Raw genomic sequence first — 16,194 nt, forward strand, 5'->3', positions numbered from 1 at the left:
TTATTCCCACTCAACAGTTGCTGGTGGTTTACTTGTAATATCGTACACGATGCGGTTGACGTGTGCGACTTCGTTTACGATACGTACTGAGATTTTTTGTAACACATCCCAAGGGATACGTGCAAAGTCTGCTGTCATCCCATCGATCGATGTTACAGCACGAATACCGACAGTATAATCATACGTACGGCCATCGCCCATTACGCCGACACTGCGAATGCCTGGTAGAACAGTGAAGTATTGCCAGATGTCACGGTCTAAACCAGCATTGACGATTTCTTCGCGTAAGATCGCATCAGATTCGCGCACGATCTCTAATTTTTCTTCTGTTAATTCACCTAGAACACGAATTCCTAGACCTGGTCCAGGGAATGGTTGGCGCCATACGATGCTATCTGGCATGCCAAGTTCGGTTCCTAATGCACGAACTTCGTCTTTGAATAGGGTATTTAATGGTTCGATCAACTCAAATTGCATGTCTTCAGGAAGACCACCTACGTTATGGTGTGATTTGATTGTTTGCGCTGTTTCCGTACCAGATTCGATCACGTCGGTGTAAAGTGTTCCTTGTGCTAAGAAAGAAACGCCTTCTTCGCCGGCAAGTTTTGTTGCTTCATCATCAAATAAGTAAACAAACTCGTTTCCGATGATTTTACGTTTTTGTTCTGGATCAGAAACGCCAGCTAGTTTATCCATAAAACGCTTTTTAGCATCGACTTTAATAATGTTTAAGCCGAATTTTCCGCCTAGACTTTCCATTACTTGTTCTGCTTCACCTTTACGTAATAGACCATGGTCTACAAAGATCGACGTTAATTGATCACCGATCGCTTTTTGTAATAAGACGCCGACAACACTTGAATCCACTCCACCAGATAGGCCAAGTAGAACTTTTTTGTCGCCAACTTTTTCACGGATCGCTTTAACTTGCATCTCGATAAAGTTTTCCATGCTCCAGTCTGCGCTACATTGACATACGTCTAAGGCAAAGTGACGAAGTAAATCATTTCCATATTCTGAGTGACGAACTTCCGGATGGAATTGAACGCCGTACATTTTGCGGGCTGCATTTTCGATCGACGCGATCGGGCAATCATTACTTGTAGCAACGACTTCAAAGTCTGTCGGTGCTTGGGTAACTAAATCGCCGTGACTCATCCAAACGGTTTGCGTTTGTGGTGTGCTTGCAAAAAGTGCTGCTTTAGCATCAGTGATCTCAAGTTGAGCTTTTCCGTATTCTTTGTTTTTTGCAGGTTCGACTTTTCCGCCTAAACGGTGAGTCATCAGCTGCATTCCATAACAAATACCTAATACTGGGATGCCTAGATCAAAGATTTTTTCATCGATTCCAAAAGAACCTTCGTCATAAACTGAATTTGGTCCACCAGAAAGAATGATTCCTTTTGGATTCATCGCTTTCACTTCTTCAGCGGTGATGCGGTGGCTTAGTAATTCAGAGAAAACTCCAAATTCACGGATACGGCGAGTGATCAATTGATTGTATTGGCTACCGTAGTCCAATACGATGATTTTTTCAACGTTTGGCATGTTGTCAACGTTCGTCACGATTATTACCCCTATTCTTTAACAAATTTTGTAGTACAATATTTTATCCTCTATCATAAGGGAGGAAGCTCGATTTTGCAAAAGCTATTTACGATTTATTAATATTTTCTTAGATGAACTTCATCTATTGTATGCTTCAAAGTTTTATGCAAGATAATATCCGCGCGGCTTCTTGTTGGTAAAATATATTCGGTCAAGTTGACCAAGTTGATGGTTTTCCAAACATTTTTTGCTACTTTAAGCGCATCTTTACGATTACCAGTGGCTAGATTGTAATAATAGTTCGATGGATCTTGAAATGCGGTATCGAGTAACGATTCAAAACGTTCCAAATACCACTTTTCGATCAGTTCTGGATTTGCGTCGACAAAAATCGAAAAATCAAAAAAATCACTGACATAGATTTGTTCATTTGCTGGAAGCTGTAAGGTATTGATCCCTTCAACGATCAAAATATCTGGGCGATCAATGATCTCGACTTCATCGTCGATAATGTCGTAGACACTGTGCGAATACATCGGAATCTCGATATTTGGTTTACCAGATTTGACTTCATCTAAAAAGTGGATCAACTTTTGCATGTCATAACTTTCTGGAAATCCTTTACGATTCATAATGCCACGTTCTTCTAATACTTTATTTGGATGCAAAAAGCCATCTGTTGTGATCAATTGGACTTTACGTCTTGAAAACAAGCGATCGAGTAAGGTTTGTAAGACACGCGCTGTCGTACTTTTTCCAACAGCTACACTACCGGCGATTCCGATAATAAACGGAGGCATTTTTTCATAGCGGTGTAAAAATAGTCCTTTACTCAAAGTAAGCGATTCAAATTCCTTCATATATAAATGGATCAAATGACAAAGTGGGATGTAGATATCTTCTACATCTTGCATCGAGATGCGGTCATTCAAACTTTTGATGCTATCTAATTCTTCTTGGGTCAAAGGGGTGTGTCCTTTGCGGTAAAATCCTTGCCATTCTGAGCGAGGAATTTGATAATAATTGGTCATTTCCTTCATAAGAAAGCTCCTTTGTTTAGTCTCAAGTAGTGTACCATAAAATCACTAGAAAGCGCAGAAGTCGAGTTATTTTTGGCTAGAGAGTTTACAAGTGCGTAAAATTTAGTATGATAGGAACAAAGACTTAAAGGAGTACGAAGATGAGTAATCACTATTACACAAAAAATCCCGATCTTGACCATCAGTTTTCGGAATTTACATTTGAACTAAAAGGGCACACGTTTCGTTTTTTAACCGATAGTGGTGTCTTTTCAAAATCAACGATCGATTATGGTTCGCGCGTCTTGATCGATGCCTTTTCTGATCAAGACTTACCAGAAGGCAAGATCTTAGACGTCGGTTGTGGCTATGGTCCAATCGGATTAACATTAGCTAAAACGACTGATCGAACGGTTGAAATGATCGATATCAATGAGCGCGCAGTCGAGCTTGCACAAAAAAATGCACAGCACAATCACATTGCAAACGTGGATATTCATCCTTCTTATTTATATGAGAAACTAAATGATACCCAATATGCAGCAATTGTGAGTAATCCGCCGATTCGTGCAGGTAAACAAGTTGTACACCAGATTTTAACTGACGCGCATGCGTTACTAAAATCAAAAGGTACTTTGACGGTCGTGATCCAAAAGAAACAAGGTGCGCCAAGTGCGAAAAAACGCATGGAAGAAGTCTTTGGTAATGCTGAAGTTATCGCCAAAGACAAAGGCTATTTTATTATCCAAAGTACAAAAATGTAGAGTATTCAGGACCGCGATTTTGCGATCCTGTTTTTGGTTTACCACTAGAAAGCGTTTACTAAATTTGGTAAACTAAAGAAAAAGCTGAGGGGGGCTCGTTGTGAAGTTAACGATTCGACAAATTGCGGAACTTGCAGGTGTTTCGGTCACGACTGTATCGCAAATTTTAAACAACAAAGGAAGTCGCTTTAGTGAAGAGACGAGACGTAAAGTTTTAACAATCGTGGATGAATATCATTACCGACCAGATTTTTTTGCTTCCAATTTGATTAAGCGTCACTCGAAAACGATTGGGATGATCGTACCAGATGTGACAGATTCTTTTTTCTCAAAAATCGTTGAAGGTGTCGAGCAATATATCAATCCACTAGGCTATATGTTGATCTTGTGTAATTCAAGGCAAAGTTTACAAAAAGAACTGAAGTGTTTAGATGATCTAGCGCATCGAGCTGTTGATGGAATCTTACTAGCGACTCCGCACATGTTACCAGAAGAATACAATTTAAACAGTGCCTTTGCCAAACGTACACCGATGATTTTGATTGATCGAGGAATCAATCAACGGGATTCAGGCCGTTTGATCATCAAAGAATATGAAGGATCTTATTTGGCGGTCAAACATTTGATCCAACAAGGACACCGACATATCGGGATCTTAAAAGAAAATACTGGGTATTACCAATTAGAAGAACGCTTCAATGGCTATCGTTTAGCATTAAAAGATGCAGATATCCCATTTCGTAAACAATATGTCGTAAGCAACGAACTTACGATCTTAGGTGGGTATTTAGCAGCTAAAGAACTATTGTACAGAAAAGAAATCACCGCTATTTTCTGTGGTAATGATCTAATGGCGATGGGGTGTTATAAAGCGATCCATGAATCCGGACGAAAAGTACCAGATGACATCTCAGTGATAGGTTTTGACGGAATCCAGTTTACAGAATATATGAGCCCACCACTAACTACGGTAGCGCAACCAACTTTTGATATTGGCTTTACAGCAGCTAAGTTTTTAGTTGATGCAATCGAGTTTCCTAAACATCGAGTGCCAAATAAAATTTTTGATACAAAATTAATTATTCGTGAGAGCGTGAAACCATTGACAACTGGTTGATCGCCTTGTATAATCAACAATGTAAAGGCTTTCAATATATTTGTTGTTTTTAGTAAACTGTTTTACTAAAGTGGTTTACTAGTAATGATTTTAATGTATAATAAAGCTAAGTTAAGGAAGCGAGGTTCTTATCTATGCGCATGGTCGATTTAATCGAAAAGAAACGTGAAGGACAAAGTTTATCGAAACAAGAGATTGAATTTATTATTTCGGAATACACGAACAATCACATTCCTGACTATCAAATGAGTGCACTCTTGATGGCGATCTTTTTCAAAGATATGACGGACGAAGAAATCACACATTTAACGCTAGCGATGGCAAATTCAGGAGAAGTCATGGATCTTTCATCGATTGACGGCATTAAAGTCGATAAGCATTCGACTGGTGGTGTTGGGGACACGACGACATTGATTTTAGCTCCACTTGTCGCAAGCGTCGATGTTCCAGTAGCAAAAATGTCTGGTCGTGGTTTAGGTTACACGGGAGGTACGCTTGATAAATTAGAAGCGATCCCTGGATTTAAAATCGAAGTATCCGAAGCACAATTTGTAGATCTAGTAAATGAAAGTAAAGTAGCCGTTATTGGCCAATCTGGTGATTTAGCCCCTGCAGACAAAAAACTCTATGCTTTGCGTGATGTGACAGCTACAGTAGATTCGATTCCGTTGATCGCAAGTTCAATTATGAGTAAAAAAATCGCAGCTGGTGCGGATGCAATTGTGTTAGATGTAACGACAGGTGACGGAGCCTTTATGAAAAACTTAGAGGATGCTAGACGCTTAGCCCATACGATGGTACGCATCGGAGCATTGGCCAATCGTCAAACGATGGCAGTCATCTCAGATATGTCTCAACCTTTAGGGGAAGCGATCGGAAACAGTCTAGAAGTTGTAGAAGCGATTGAAACCTTGCAAGGAAAAGGACCAGAAGATTTAGAGGAAATGTGTTACGTACTTGGTAGCCAAATGGTCGTATTAGCGAAAAAAGCCGACACACTCGAAGAAGCGCGTGAGTTATTGAAAGAAGCGCTTGAAAGTGGTCGGGCCTTAGAAAAATTCAAAGAGATGATCAAAAATCAAGGCGGCGATCCAAGTATCGTAGATGAACCTGAAAAATTATTGACTGCACGCTATGAGATAGCACTCCCAGCTAAACGCACAGGGGTCATTCAAAAAATGACAGCCAATGAATTGGGAATCGCAGCCATGATGTTAGGTGCAGGACGTCAAACAAAAGAAGATGAAATCGACCATGCAGTAGGATTGAAGCTTCACAAAAAAGTTGGCGAAGCCGTTTCAGAAGGCGACATCTTACTGACGATCTTTAGCAATACTGAAGACGTTGAAGAAGTCATCGCATTGATTCAAGAAAACATCACGATCGGAGAAAATGGAGAAGAACCTCCACTGATCCATGAAGTAATCACTGAATAATGAACAGAAATGAGGAGCAAGTAACCATGGAATTAAATCGAATGATCGACCATACTATTTTAAAAGCAGATGCCACTAAAGAAGTGGTACAACGAATTATTGACGAAGCGAAAAAACATCGCTTTTACTCAGTTTGTGTGAATCCAACTTGGGTAGCCTTTGCAGCGGAGCAATTAAAGAACGAACCGGTTGCGGTTTGTACGGTGATTGGTTTTCCTTTAGGAGCAAATACTCCAGCAACAAAAGCATTTGAAACAACGGATGCCATCAAAAATGGTGCTGATGAAGTCGATATGGTGATCAATATCGGCGCTTTAAAAAGCGGCATGTTAAACCTTGTGGAAGAAGATATCAAAGCAGTTGTTGAAGCAGCTAAAGATCGAGCTTTAGTGAAAGTAATCATCGAAACAGCGTTATTAACGGATGAAGAAATCGTGAAAGCTTGTGAACTAGCGAAAAAAGCAGGAGCAGATTTTGTTAAAACATCTACTGGTTTTTCAACTGGTGGTGCAAAAGTGGATCATGTTCGCTTGATGCGTACGACAGTTGGTCCTGAAATGGGTGTCAAAGCTTCTGGTGGAATCCACAGTGAAGCAGATGCGCTAGCGTTAGTCGAAGCAGGAGCAACTCGTCTAGGAACAAGCGCAAGTATTGCCATTATCTCTGGTCAAACTGGAGTCGGCTACTAAAGGAGTGAACAATATGGCAACAGCAAAACAAGAATGGATCGATATCGCTACAAAAGCGTTAGATAAAGCCTATGTTCCATATTCACATTTTCCAGTCGGTGCTTGTCTAGTTACAAAAGAGGGTACGACGTATCAAGGATTAAATATCGAAAATGCATCTTTTGGATTGACCAATTGCGCAGAACGCACTGCGATTTTTAAAGCAGTATCTGAAGGTGAGCGCGAATTTCAACATTTAGTTGTAGCTGGTCATACACCAGATCCGATCTCACCATGTGGTGCTTGTCGTCAAGTGATTTCTGAATTTTGTGCACCAGATATGCCGGTTACGTTGATCGGTGATGATGGTGTTCAAAAAGAGATGACTGTCGAAGAATTATTACCATACTTTTTTACCGATAAAGATTTAAACGTGTAACTCATGTTCATTCGGTCGTTTACGACTTTTGAAAATAAAAAAACTATTTATAGGGGGCTTTACAGCAATGAAAAAAGCAAAATTATTTGGTTTAGGCGTAGTCGCACTTTCAAGTACTCTACTATTAGCAGCATGTGGAAGTAAAAGCGATGATTCATCAAAAGACAGTAGCAAGACAGATAACCACAGCGTAGCGTTAGTAACAGATATCGGTGGAGTAGATGACCGTTCATTTAACCAGTCTGCATGGGAAGGTTTGCAAGAATGGGGTAAAAAACATGATATGAAAAAAGGTACTGGAGGCTATGATTATATCCAATCAAACGACGCTTCTCAGTATACAACAAACGTAAATAGTGCTGTACAAAATGGCTTTAAAACAATCTTTGGTATTGGTTACTTATTAGCTCCTTCTATTAAAGAAGCAGCAGCACAAAATGCAAATGTTAACTTTGCGATCATCGATGACGTTGTAGAAGCAGATAACGTAGTTTCAGCAACATTTAAAGATAACGAAGCAGCTTACTTAGCAGGTGTTGCAGCAGCTGAAACCACAACAACAAATAAAGTTGGGTTTATCGGTGGTGAAGAAGGTGCCGTAATCGACCGTTTCCAAGCTGGTTTTGAAAAAGGTGTTGAAGATACTGCGAAAAAATTAGGTAAAGAAGTAACAGTCGACGTACAATATGCTGGATCATTTGGTGACCCTGCTAAAGGAAAAGCATTAGCAGCTTCAATGTACCAAAATAACGCAGACATCATTTACCATGCTTCAGGTGGTACTGGTGCTGGTGTGTTCCAAGAAGCCAAAGCAATCGATGAGCAATTAACGGAATCAGAACTTGCAACAAAACAAGTTTGGGTTATCGGTGTGGATAGCGATCAACAAGACGAAGGTAAATTTAAAACTAAAGACGGTAAAGAAGCAAACTTTACTTTGACATCAACACTTAAAGGTGTAGGTGCTGCGGTAGAAGATATTTCAACTCGTGCTTTAGATGACAAATTCCCTGGTGGACAACACTTAGAATATGGTCTAAAAGATGGTGGTGTAAGCATCACTGACGGTTACTTATCAGATGCAGCGAAAAAAGCAATCGATGAAGCGAAACAAGAAATCATCGATGGCAAAATCACTATCCCAGAAGCTCCAGAAAAATAATTCAACATTCAGAGGTGGTCAGGCGAATCAGATCGCCTCTGTTCTTGGTTTTTTTACGAAAGGAGAAGCATGTCTTCTCTTTTGGTAAGGAAATCCTTCCTTTAGTTGACACAAATAACCGCAGAAAATAAGTAAGGATGTGAATAAAGTGGCCCAAGAGCAAAATTATGTCATTGAGATGCGTCACATTACGAAGCAATTTGGTACCTTTAAAGCCAATGATGACATTAATCTGCAGCTACGAAAAGGAGAGATCCACGCATTATTAGGTGAAAATGGTGCGGGTAAATCGACGCTGATGAACATGTTGTCTGGTATTTTGGAACCAACCTCAGGCGAAATTTTATTGAACGGAAAAGAAGTTAACATTTCAAGTCCGACAGTAGCCAATCGCTTAGGTATTGGGATGGTGTATCAGCATTTTATGTTAGTGGATGCTTTTACAGTAACAGAAAACATTATTTTAGGTAGTGAAAAAACGCATTTTGGTATGTTAAACAAAAAAGATGCACGTGCTGAAATCGAACAAGTTTCAAAACAATATGGTCTTTCTGTTGATCCTGATGCGTTAGTTCGCGATATTTCAGTCGGAATGCAACAACGGGTTGAGATTTTAAAAACATTGTATCGTGGTGCCGATGTGTTGATCTTTGATGAACCAACTGCTGTATTAACACCACAAGAAATCGAAGAATTGATTGCGATCATGAAAGAATTAGTTAAAGAAGGCAAATCGATTATTATCATTACGCATAAATTAGACGAGATCAAAGCAGTGGCTGATCGTTGTTCAGTTATCCGTCGTGGTAAGAGTATCGGAACTGTTGATGTAAAAGACGTAACCTCACAACAACTAGCAGATATGATGGTTGGACGTGCGGTATCGTTTAAAACAGCGAAAAAAGAAGCAAGACCACAAGAAGTTGTTTTGAGTGTCGAAAATCTTGTCGTTAAAGAAAATCGTGGACTAGAAGCAGTCAAAGACTTAAGTTTAGAAGTTCGTGCAGGAGAAGTATTAGGGATCGCCGGAATCGATGGTAACGGTCAATCTGAATTACTTCAAGCCTTGACTGGATTACGCAAAGTCGAAAGTGGCGAGATCAAATTAAATGGAGAATCGCTTACTAATTTGTCTCCGCGTAAAATCACAGAAGCTGGTGTCGGTAACGTCCCTGAGGACCGCCACAAATATGGCTTGGTTTTAGAGATGTCTTTAGCCGAAAATATCGGGATCCAAACTTACTATCAAGAACCTTATAGTAAAATGGGCGTGCTAAATTATGGTGAGATCAACGAACACGCGCGTGATTTGATCCAAGAATTCGACGTGCGAACAGTAAGTGAACTTGTTCCAGCAAGTGCACTATCTGGTGGGAACCAACAAAAAGCCATTATCGCACGTGAGGTAGATCGTAATCCTGATCTATTGATCGTAGCCAATCCGACACGTGGATTAGACGTAGGGGCAATCGAGTTTATCCATAAACGTTTAATCGAGCAACGCGATAAGATGAAAGCTGTTTTACTTGTTAGTTTTGAACTAGAAGAGATTTTAAATGTTTCTGATCGAATCGCCGTGATCCACGCTGGTAAAATCGTGGGTATCGTTGATCCAAAAGAAACATCAGAAAAAGAATTAGGGTTGTTGATGGCAGGATATTCATTAGAAGAAGCCAGAAAAGAGCTAGCTGAGGTAGGTGAGACTGTTGAATAATCGAGCAGAAAAAATTAGAAATCTGTCGGTTCCGATCATTGCGGTTATCTTGGGATTCCTTCTAGGTGGCTTGATCATGTTGATCTTTGGGTATAATCCAGTGACTGGATACCAAACAATGTTTCGAACTGTATTTGTAGATATGCAGTCTGGTGGGATCAATGCCAGAAATATCGGAGAAGTATTTGTAACCGCAGCGCCGTTGATTTTTACAGGTCTTGGGTTTGCAGTCGCCAATTCGGCTGGATTTTTCAATATCGGGCTTTCAGGCCAAGCACTTTGTGGATGGGTTGCTAGTATTTGGATAGCGTTATCGATGCCAGAAGCACCAGCGATCGTGGTATTACCAGCAGCGGTAATCGCAGGGGTGGTAGCAGGAGCAATTGCTGCAGCGATTCCAGGAATTTTACGTGCATTCTTTGGCACGAGTGAAGTAATCGTAACCATTATGATGAACTATATTTTATTATACGTTAGTACACATATCGTAAACAACGTGATGAGTCCAGATATTATTTCAACTAAAGGGGTAACAAAGACGATTTCAAGTAGTGCCTCTTTGCAAACAAGTTTTTTATCTAATTTAACCAATGGTTCACGTCTAAACTTAGGAATCTTCTTTGCTATCCTATTTTTAGTATTGATTTGGTTCTTAATGAAGAAAACGACATTAGGATTTGAAATCCGTTCAGTAGGGTTGAATCCATTTGCTTCAGAATATGCAGGAATGAGCAGTAAACGTACGATCATTATTTCGATGGTGATCTCAGGAGCACTTGCAGGATTTGGTGGAGTGGTTCAAGGTCTTGGAACATTCAACAACTTCTTTGTTCAAGGATCATCATTAAGTATCGGATTTGATGGAATGGCCGTATCGTTATTAGGTGGCGGTAGTTCGATCGGGATTTTCTTAGCTGCTATTTTATTTAGTATCTTAAAACTTGGTGGACAAGGAATGCAGTTTGCAGGTATTCCATCAGAATTAGTCGATGTGGATATTGCGATCATTATCTTCTTTATCGGAATTAGCTATGTCATCCGTTTTGTTTTAGCAAAATTCTTCCAAGGTAAAAAAGAAGTGGTTGTTGTAAATGAAATTGAAACCAAACCAGACGATGAATCACAGGAAGGGGGTACGATCTGATGAGTATCAATGAGATTGCATCAATTGTAACCCAGACATTGATTTATGCCGCACCGCTGATCTTAACAGCATTGGGCGGAATCTTTTCAGAGCGTAGCGGGATCGTAAACGTAGGTCTTGAAGGAATTATGGTAATGGGTGCGTTTAGCTCAATTGTCTTTAACTTAACGTTTGCGGATCAATTTGGTAGCTGGACACCGTGGTTAGCCATGTTATGCGGTGGACTTGTCGGAATGATTTTCTCAGTGTTACATGCGGTAGCGACCGTCAATTTCCGTGCTGATCATATCATTAGTGGTACTGTATTGAACTTGATGGCTCCAGCTTTAGCAGTCTTTTTAGTTAAAGTAATCTATAGTAAGGGGCAAACGGATAATATTACACAAATCTTTGGATATTATACGTTCCCAGTGTTAAGTGATATTCCAGTAATCGGAAAAATCTTTTTCACCAATACGACGTTACCTGCATACTTTGCAATTTTAGTAGCAGTATTGGGTTGGTTTATCATCTTTAAAACAAAATTTGGATTACGCTTGCGTTCTGTGGGTGAACATCCACAAGCGGCAGACACTTTAGGGATTAACGTATATGCGATGCGTTACTCAGGTGTATTGCTATCAGGATTTTTAGGTGGTATGGGTGGAGCATTGTTCGCTCAATCGATCTCAGGACGTTTTGCGGTAACGACGATCTCAGGACAAGGTTTCATTTCGTTAGCTGCCTTGATCTTTGGTAAATGGAATCCACTTGGTGCAATGGGAGCTGCGATCTTCTTTGGTTTCGCACAAAACTTGAGTATCGCTGGACGCAACATTCCAGTCATCAATTCGATTCCAGATGTGTATTTACAAATCACGCCATATGTTTTAACGATTATCGTCCTAGTTATTTTCTTAGGAAAAGCTTCAGGACCAAAAGCAAATGGTCGCAACTATATTAAATCTAAATAAGGTATCTAAAAGGGGTGAGAGGAAGGAGCGCAGTCAACTTTGTCTTACCCTTTTTATATTATAAAGTATCACCATTAAAAGAAAGTAGGGATAATATGTTTAAACGTGTACATTTGATCGTCATGGATTCAGTGGGTATTGGTGAAGCGCCGGATGCAGATAAATTCAACGATGTCGGTTCAGATACGTTGGGTCATATCGCTAAAGAAGCGGGTTTAACCATTCCTCATCTTGAACAATTAGGTTTAGGGACGATCAAACCATTGACAGGTGTAACAGACGTTAAAGAGCATAAAGGGTATGCAACGAAACTAGAAGAAATCTCAGTCGGAAAAGATACAATGACTGGCCACTGGGAAATTATGGGATTAAATATTAAAACGCCTTTCCGCGTTTTTCCAGATGGATTTCCAGAAGAGTTATTACAAAAAATTGAAGAATTCTCAGGTCGTAAAGTCGTCTGTAACTTGCCTTACTCTGGAACGAAAGTCATTGATGATTATGGTCCAGGACAAATGGAAACTGGCGATCTGATCGTCTATACCTCAGCCGATCCAGTCTTGCAAATTGCAGCACATGAAGACATTATTCCATTAGAAGAGTTGTATCGTATTTGTGAGTATGTCCGCGAGATCACAAAAGATGATCCCTATATGATCGGGCGCATCATCGCACGTCCTTATGTGGGAGAACCAGGTAACTTTACGCGTACAGCTAATCGTCATGATTATGCACTTGATCCATTTGGTCATACAGTCTTGGATTCATTAAAAGACAATGGTAAAGATGTAATCGCAGTCGGAAAAATCAACGATATCTTTAACGGACAAGGAATTACGGAATATGTTCGTACGAAGAGCAATATGGACGGTGTCGATCAATTGCTTAAAGTGATGGATAAAGACTTTGAAGGGTTGAGTTTTACAAATTTAGTCGACTTTGATGCCTTGTTTGGTCATCGCCGCGATGTAGTTGGATATGCCAAAGCTATCGAAGATTTTGATGCTAGAATCCCAGAGATCATAGATGCGATGGAAGAAGACGATCTATTGATGATCACCGCCGATCACGGAAATGATCCAACGTTCCCTGGAACGGATCATACAAGAGAATATGTGCCACTACTTGTATTTAGCAAAAAAATGGAAGGTCAAGGTAAATTACCTCAAGGCCATTATGCCGATATTTCTGCAACGATTGCCGAAAACTTTGATGTTCCGGCAACAGAAAACGGTGAAAGTTTCTTAAATCATTTAAAATAGGAGTGTAGAGATGACAACATTTAACGAACGTTTAACAGAAACCACGACTTTTATCAAAGAAGCAGGAGTTAAAGAAATCGATTTTGGTTTGATTTTAGGTTCAGGACTAGGTGAGTTGGCTGATGAGATCACCGATGCGATCGTGATTCCTTATGGTGATATTCCACATTTTCCAGTTTCAACAGTTGTGGGACACGCTGGGCAATTAGTCTACGGTGAATTAGCTGGTAAAAAAGTCTTGGCGATGCAAGGACGTTTCCATTTTTACGAAGGCCATTCAATGGACGTTGTGACGTATCCCGTACGTGTGATGGCTGCATTACACGCACATTCATTGATCGTAACAAACGCTTGTGGTGGAGTAAATGAAAGTTTTACTCCAGGAGATTTGATGTTGATCACAGATCAAATCAATTTCATGGGAACCAATCCATTAATCGGGAAAAATATCGATGAAATGGGCCCTCGTTTCCCAGATATGAGTCAAGCTTTTGATCATGAATACCGTAAAGTAGCTAAAGAAATCGGTGAGAAAAGTGGCTTACATCTAAAAGAAGGAGTCTACATGGGATTCACTGGCCCAACTTATGAAACGCCAGCTGAAATTCGTTTTGCCCGTACGATCGGTGCCGATGCTGTCGGGATGTCGACGGTTCCTGAAGTGATCGTAGCCGTACACAGTGGGTTACGTGTCTTGGGTGTATCTTGTATCACGAACTTAGCTGCTGGTATGCAAAAAGAATTAAATCACGAAGAAGTTGTGGAGACCACAGAACGTGTCAAACAAGAATTCAAATCATTGATCAAAGATACGCTAGCTGCGTTATAGAAAGGGATAAAAACATGAGTGTACACATTGAAGCTAAAGAAGGCGAAATCGCAGACAAAATTTTACTACCAGGAGATCCTTTACGCGCGAAATATATTGCAGAAACGTTTTTAGAAGACGTGGTTTGCTACAATAATGTTCGTGGAATGCTAGGTTTTACTGGAACGTATAAAGGAGAACGGATCTCTGTGCAAGGAACAGGAATGGGGATGCCTTCAGCGGGTATTTACATGCAAGAATTGATCCAATCTTACGGCGTGAAAAAACTGATCCGTGTCGGAACATGTGGTGCGATCTCAGAAGATGTTCATGTGCGTGATTTGATCATCGCTCAAGGTGCTGTGACAAGTTCATCGATGGTCCAAAAACATTTTGGTGAATTTCATTTTGCACCGATCGCGGATTTCCAATTGTTGAGAACAGCATATGAATTAGCAACAGAACACGGCGTAACGACACACGTAGGAAATATCCTATCCGAAGATACGTTTTATAAAGATGGTATGACGTCTACTTTGCGTCTAGCCGATTACAACGTGATGGGTGTTGAAATGGAAGCGGCAATCCTTTACTATCTAGGAGCTAAATTTGGTGTGCAGACATTAGCGATCTGTACTGTGAGTGACCATATTGTGACAGGTGAAGAAACAAGTGCTGCAGAACGCCAAACAACGTTTAATGATATGATCAAAATTGGTTTAGAAACTGCAATCGCATAAGAATCATATAAGAAAAAAGCAGGTATACAAGCCAAATTAGTGGTATACCTGCTTATTTTTTAGTATTGTATACCATGTATTAGATAGAGAGGATGAACATAGATGGAAAATTTTACATTTAATGTAAGCACAGATATTCGTTTTGGGAAAGATCGTCTAGGCGAACTACCAGAAGTTTTAAATCAATTTGGAAAACGCGTTTTATTAGTATATGGCGGAGGTAGCATCAAGCGTAGTGGCCTATATGGTAAAATCATGGACCTAATGAAAGAAAACGGCAACGAAGTCTTTGAAGTTTCTGGTGTTGATCCAAATCCACGTATTGAAACAGTAGAACAAGGGGCAGAAATCTGTAAAGCCGAAGCGATCGATGTGATCTTAGCTGTCGGTGGTGGTTCGGTTATCGACTGTAGTAAAGCAATCGCTGGAGGCGCATTTTATGAAGGCGACCTTTGGGAAATGGTTGAAAAACGTGGCTATATGGGCGATGCAGTACCATTAGTAACGATTTTAACATTAGCGGCTACAGGTAGTGAAATGAACCGTGGTTCTGTAATCACAAACTTAAAAACAAAACAAAAATTAGGTTTTGGTGGACCAAGCTTCTTACCAAAAGCTTCATTCTTAGATCCTACATTGACATTTACCGTAAGTGAATACCAAACAGCAGCGGGTTCCGCAGATATCTTTAGTCATTTGATGGAAAACTATTTTGACTTAACACCAGGTACGGATGTACAAGACGGCGTAGCTGAAGGCTTGATGCGTACAGTGATCCAAAATGCACCGATCGCGTTAAAAGATCCAGAAAACTACGATGCACGTGCGAACTTGATGTGGGCAAGTAGTTTAGCATTAAACGGTCTGACAGGTAGCGGTAAAGCCGGTACTTGGTCAACTCACCCAATGGAACATGAATTAAGTGCTTTTTACGATATCACACATGGTATTGGACTTGCGATCTTAACTCCACGTTGGATGGAACATGTGTTAAACGATGAAACAGTGGATAAATTAGCTCGTTTTGCGCGTGAAGTTTTCCACGTTCAAGAAAGTGTTCCAGAAATGGCAGCACGCATGGGAATCCAAAAATTATACGATTACTTTGTAGCATGTGGTATCCCAATGACATTACCAGAAGTCGGAATCGAAGATGATTCTGCTTTTGAAGAAATGGCTGCTCAAGCTGTTGCACACAGCAAAATCGATACGATTGGTTTCCAACCATTGCAAAAAGAAGATGTTGTTGCAATCTATGAAGCATGTATGACACCTTCAAGCTTCATCTAAATTAAAAAAAGAAAACCTTCCTGATTTCAGGAAGGTTTTTTTATTATAAGTAGTATTTTTTCGCTACTGATAAGTCATCGTTTAATTCATAAACTAAAGGTTGACCAGTAGGGATTTCTAGATCCATGAT

The 16,194-nt window shown here is 40.1% G+C and carries 15 protein-coding genes and 1 pseudogene; 13 read left to right on the forward strand and 3 right to left on the reverse strand.

Features of this window, described 5'->3' with window-relative positions; genetic code table 11:
• Together guaA and coaA are read right to left on the reverse strand one after the other, a co-directional pair.
• Entirely contained in the window at positions 1-1,566 is a 1,566-nt protein-coding gene (guaA, locus tag QZ413_RS08870) for a glutamine-hydrolyzing GMP synthase (protein WP_297079392.1), read from the reverse strand.
• 98 nt (positions 1,567-1,664) lie between these two features.
• Complete coding sequence (gene coaA, locus QZ413_RS08875) at positions 1,665-2,588, reverse strand: type I pantothenate kinase (protein WP_297079395.1); 924 nt, start codon at positions 2,586-2,588, stop codon at positions 1,665-1,667.
• Between the two features lie 140 nt (positions 2,589-2,728).
• On the opposite strand from coaA, the gene QZ413_RS08880 reads away from it, so the two are divergent.
• From QZ413_RS08880 to QZ413_RS08940, 13 genes are all read left to right on the forward strand, one after another.
• Positions 2,729-3,331: a class I SAM-dependent methyltransferase gene (locus tag QZ413_RS08880; RefSeq protein ID WP_297079398.1), complete on the forward strand. Its 603-nt coding sequence runs from the start codon at positions 2,729-2,731 to the stop codon at positions 3,329-3,331.
• Between the two features lie 100 nt (positions 3,332-3,431).
• The gene (locus QZ413_RS08885; protein WP_297079401.1) at positions 3,432-4,448 is read left to right on the forward strand and encodes a LacI family DNA-binding transcriptional regulator; all 1,017 of its coding nucleotides are present in this window, start codon (positions 3,432-3,434) and stop codon (positions 4,446-4,448) included.
• Between the two features lie 134 nt (positions 4,449-4,582).
• A complete protein-coding gene (locus QZ413_RS08890) occupies positions 4,583-5,884 on the forward strand; it encodes a pyrimidine-nucleoside phosphorylase (protein ID WP_297079403.1) in 1,302 nt (433 codons plus the stop codon).
• Positions 5,885-5,910: 26 nt separating this feature from the next.
• Positions 5,911-6,573 (forward strand): deoxyribose-phosphate aldolase, encoded by a 663-nt coding sequence (gene deoC / locus QZ413_RS08895; RefSeq protein ID WP_297079404.1) that lies wholly within the window; start codon positions 5,911-5,913, stop codon positions 6,571-6,573.
• Between the two features lie 13 nt (positions 6,574-6,586).
• Positions 6,587-6,991 carry a cytidine deaminase gene (locus tag QZ413_RS08900; protein WP_297079406.1) on the forward strand — a complete coding sequence of 135 codons (405 nt, stop codon included), beginning with the start codon at positions 6,587-6,589 and terminating at the stop codon, positions 6,989-6,991.
• A 67-nt stretch (positions 6,992-7,058) separates the two neighbouring features.
• Positions 7,059-8,153, forward strand: a complete 1,095-nt coding sequence (locus QZ413_RS08905; RefSeq protein ID WP_016186020.1) for a BMP family protein — start codon at positions 7,059-7,061, stop codon at positions 8,151-8,153.
• A 178-nt stretch (positions 8,154-8,331) separates the two neighbouring features.
• Positions 8,332-9,867, forward strand: coding sequence for an ABC transporter ATP-binding protein (locus QZ413_RS08910; protein WP_155855538.1), 1,536 nt, complete (start codon positions 8,332-8,334; stop codon positions 9,865-9,867).
• Complete coding sequence (locus QZ413_RS08915; RefSeq protein WP_297079408.1) at positions 9,860-11,011, forward strand: ABC transporter permease; 1,152 nt, start codon at positions 9,860-9,862, stop codon at positions 11,009-11,011. The genes QZ413_RS08910 and QZ413_RS08915 overlap by 8 nt, the downstream gene beginning before the upstream one ends.
• Positions 11,011-11,964, forward strand: coding sequence for an ABC transporter permease (locus QZ413_RS08920; protein ID WP_297079410.1), 954 nt, complete (start codon positions 11,011-11,013; stop codon positions 11,962-11,964). Before QZ413_RS08915 ends, QZ413_RS08920 begins: the two co-directional genes overlap by 1 nt.
• 95 nt (positions 11,965-12,059) lie before the next feature.
• Positions 12,060-13,226: a phosphopentomutase gene (gene deoB, locus QZ413_RS08925; protein WP_297079412.1), complete on the forward strand. Its 1,167-nt coding sequence runs from the start codon at positions 12,060-12,062 to the stop codon at positions 13,224-13,226.
• Between the two features lie 10 nt (positions 13,227-13,236).
• Entirely contained in the window at positions 13,237-14,055 is an 819-nt protein-coding gene (locus tag QZ413_RS08930) for a purine-nucleoside phosphorylase (protein ID WP_297079413.1), read from the forward strand.
• Positions 14,056-14,069: 14 nt separating this feature from the next.
• On the forward strand, positions 14,070-14,774 hold the full coding sequence (gene deoD / locus QZ413_RS08935; RefSeq protein ID WP_297079414.1) for a purine-nucleoside phosphorylase: 705 nt from the start codon (positions 14,070-14,072) through the stop codon (positions 14,772-14,774).
• A 102-nt stretch (positions 14,775-14,876) separates the two neighbouring features.
• On the forward strand, positions 14,877-16,064 hold the full coding sequence (locus QZ413_RS08940) for an iron-containing alcohol dehydrogenase (protein ID WP_297079416.1): 1,188 nt from the start codon (positions 14,877-14,879) through the stop codon (positions 16,062-16,064).
• 43 nt (positions 16,065-16,107) lie between these two features.
• Here QZ413_RS08940 and gpmA read toward each other — a convergent pair.
• Positions 16,108-16,194: pseudogene (gene gpmA, locus QZ413_RS08945) on the reverse strand (2,3-diphosphoglycerate-dependent phosphoglycerate mutase); the annotation flags it as partial.

The sequence above is a fragment of the uncultured Enterococcus sp. genome, assembly GCF_913775425.1.
Lineage (GTDB): Bacteria > Bacillota > Bacilli > Lactobacillales > Enterococcaceae > Enterococcus_G.

Bases quoted from the DNA above. Each gene is read 5' to 3' on its own strand.
- QZ413_RS08910 (WP_155855538.1), top strand. From the start codon at position 8,332: ATGCGTCACATTACGAAGCAATTTGGTACCTTTAAAGCCAATGATGAC.
- coaA (WP_297079395.1), bottom strand. From the start codon at position 2,588: ATGAAGGAAATGACCAATTATTATCAAATTCCTCGCTCAGAATGGCAA.
- deoC (WP_297079404.1), top strand. From the start codon at position 5,911: ATGGAATTAAATCGAATGATCGACCATACTATTTTAAAAGCAGATGCC.
- deoB (WP_297079412.1), top strand. From the start codon at position 12,060: ATGTTTAAACGTGTACATTTGATCGTCATGGATTCAGTGGGTATTGGT.
- QZ413_RS08890 (WP_297079403.1), top strand. From the start codon at position 4,583: ATGCGCATGGTCGATTTAATCGAAAAGAAACGTGAAGGACAAAGTTTA.
- QZ413_RS08930 (WP_297079413.1), top strand. From the start codon at position 13,237: ATGACAACATTTAACGAACGTTTAACAGAAACCACGACTTTTATCAAA.
- QZ413_RS08905 (WP_016186020.1), top strand. From the start codon at position 7,059: ATGAAAAAAGCAAAATTATTTGGTTTAGGCGTAGTCGCACTTTCAAGT.
- QZ413_RS08880 (WP_297079398.1), top strand. From the start codon at position 2,729: ATGAGTAATCACTATTACACAAAAAATCCCGATCTTGACCATCAGTTT.
- QZ413_RS08940 (WP_297079416.1), top strand. From the start codon at position 14,877: ATGGAAAATTTTACATTTAATGTAAGCACAGATATTCGTTTTGGGAAA.
- QZ413_RS08920 (WP_297079410.1), top strand. From the start codon at position 11,011: ATGAGTATCAATGAGATTGCATCAATTGTAACCCAGACATTGATTTAT.
- QZ413_RS08900 (WP_297079406.1), top strand. From the start codon at position 6,587: ATGGCAACAGCAAAACAAGAATGGATCGATATCGCTACAAAAGCGTTA.
- deoD (WP_297079414.1), top strand. From the start codon at position 14,070: ATGAGTGTACACATTGAAGCTAAAGAAGGCGAAATCGCAGACAAAATT.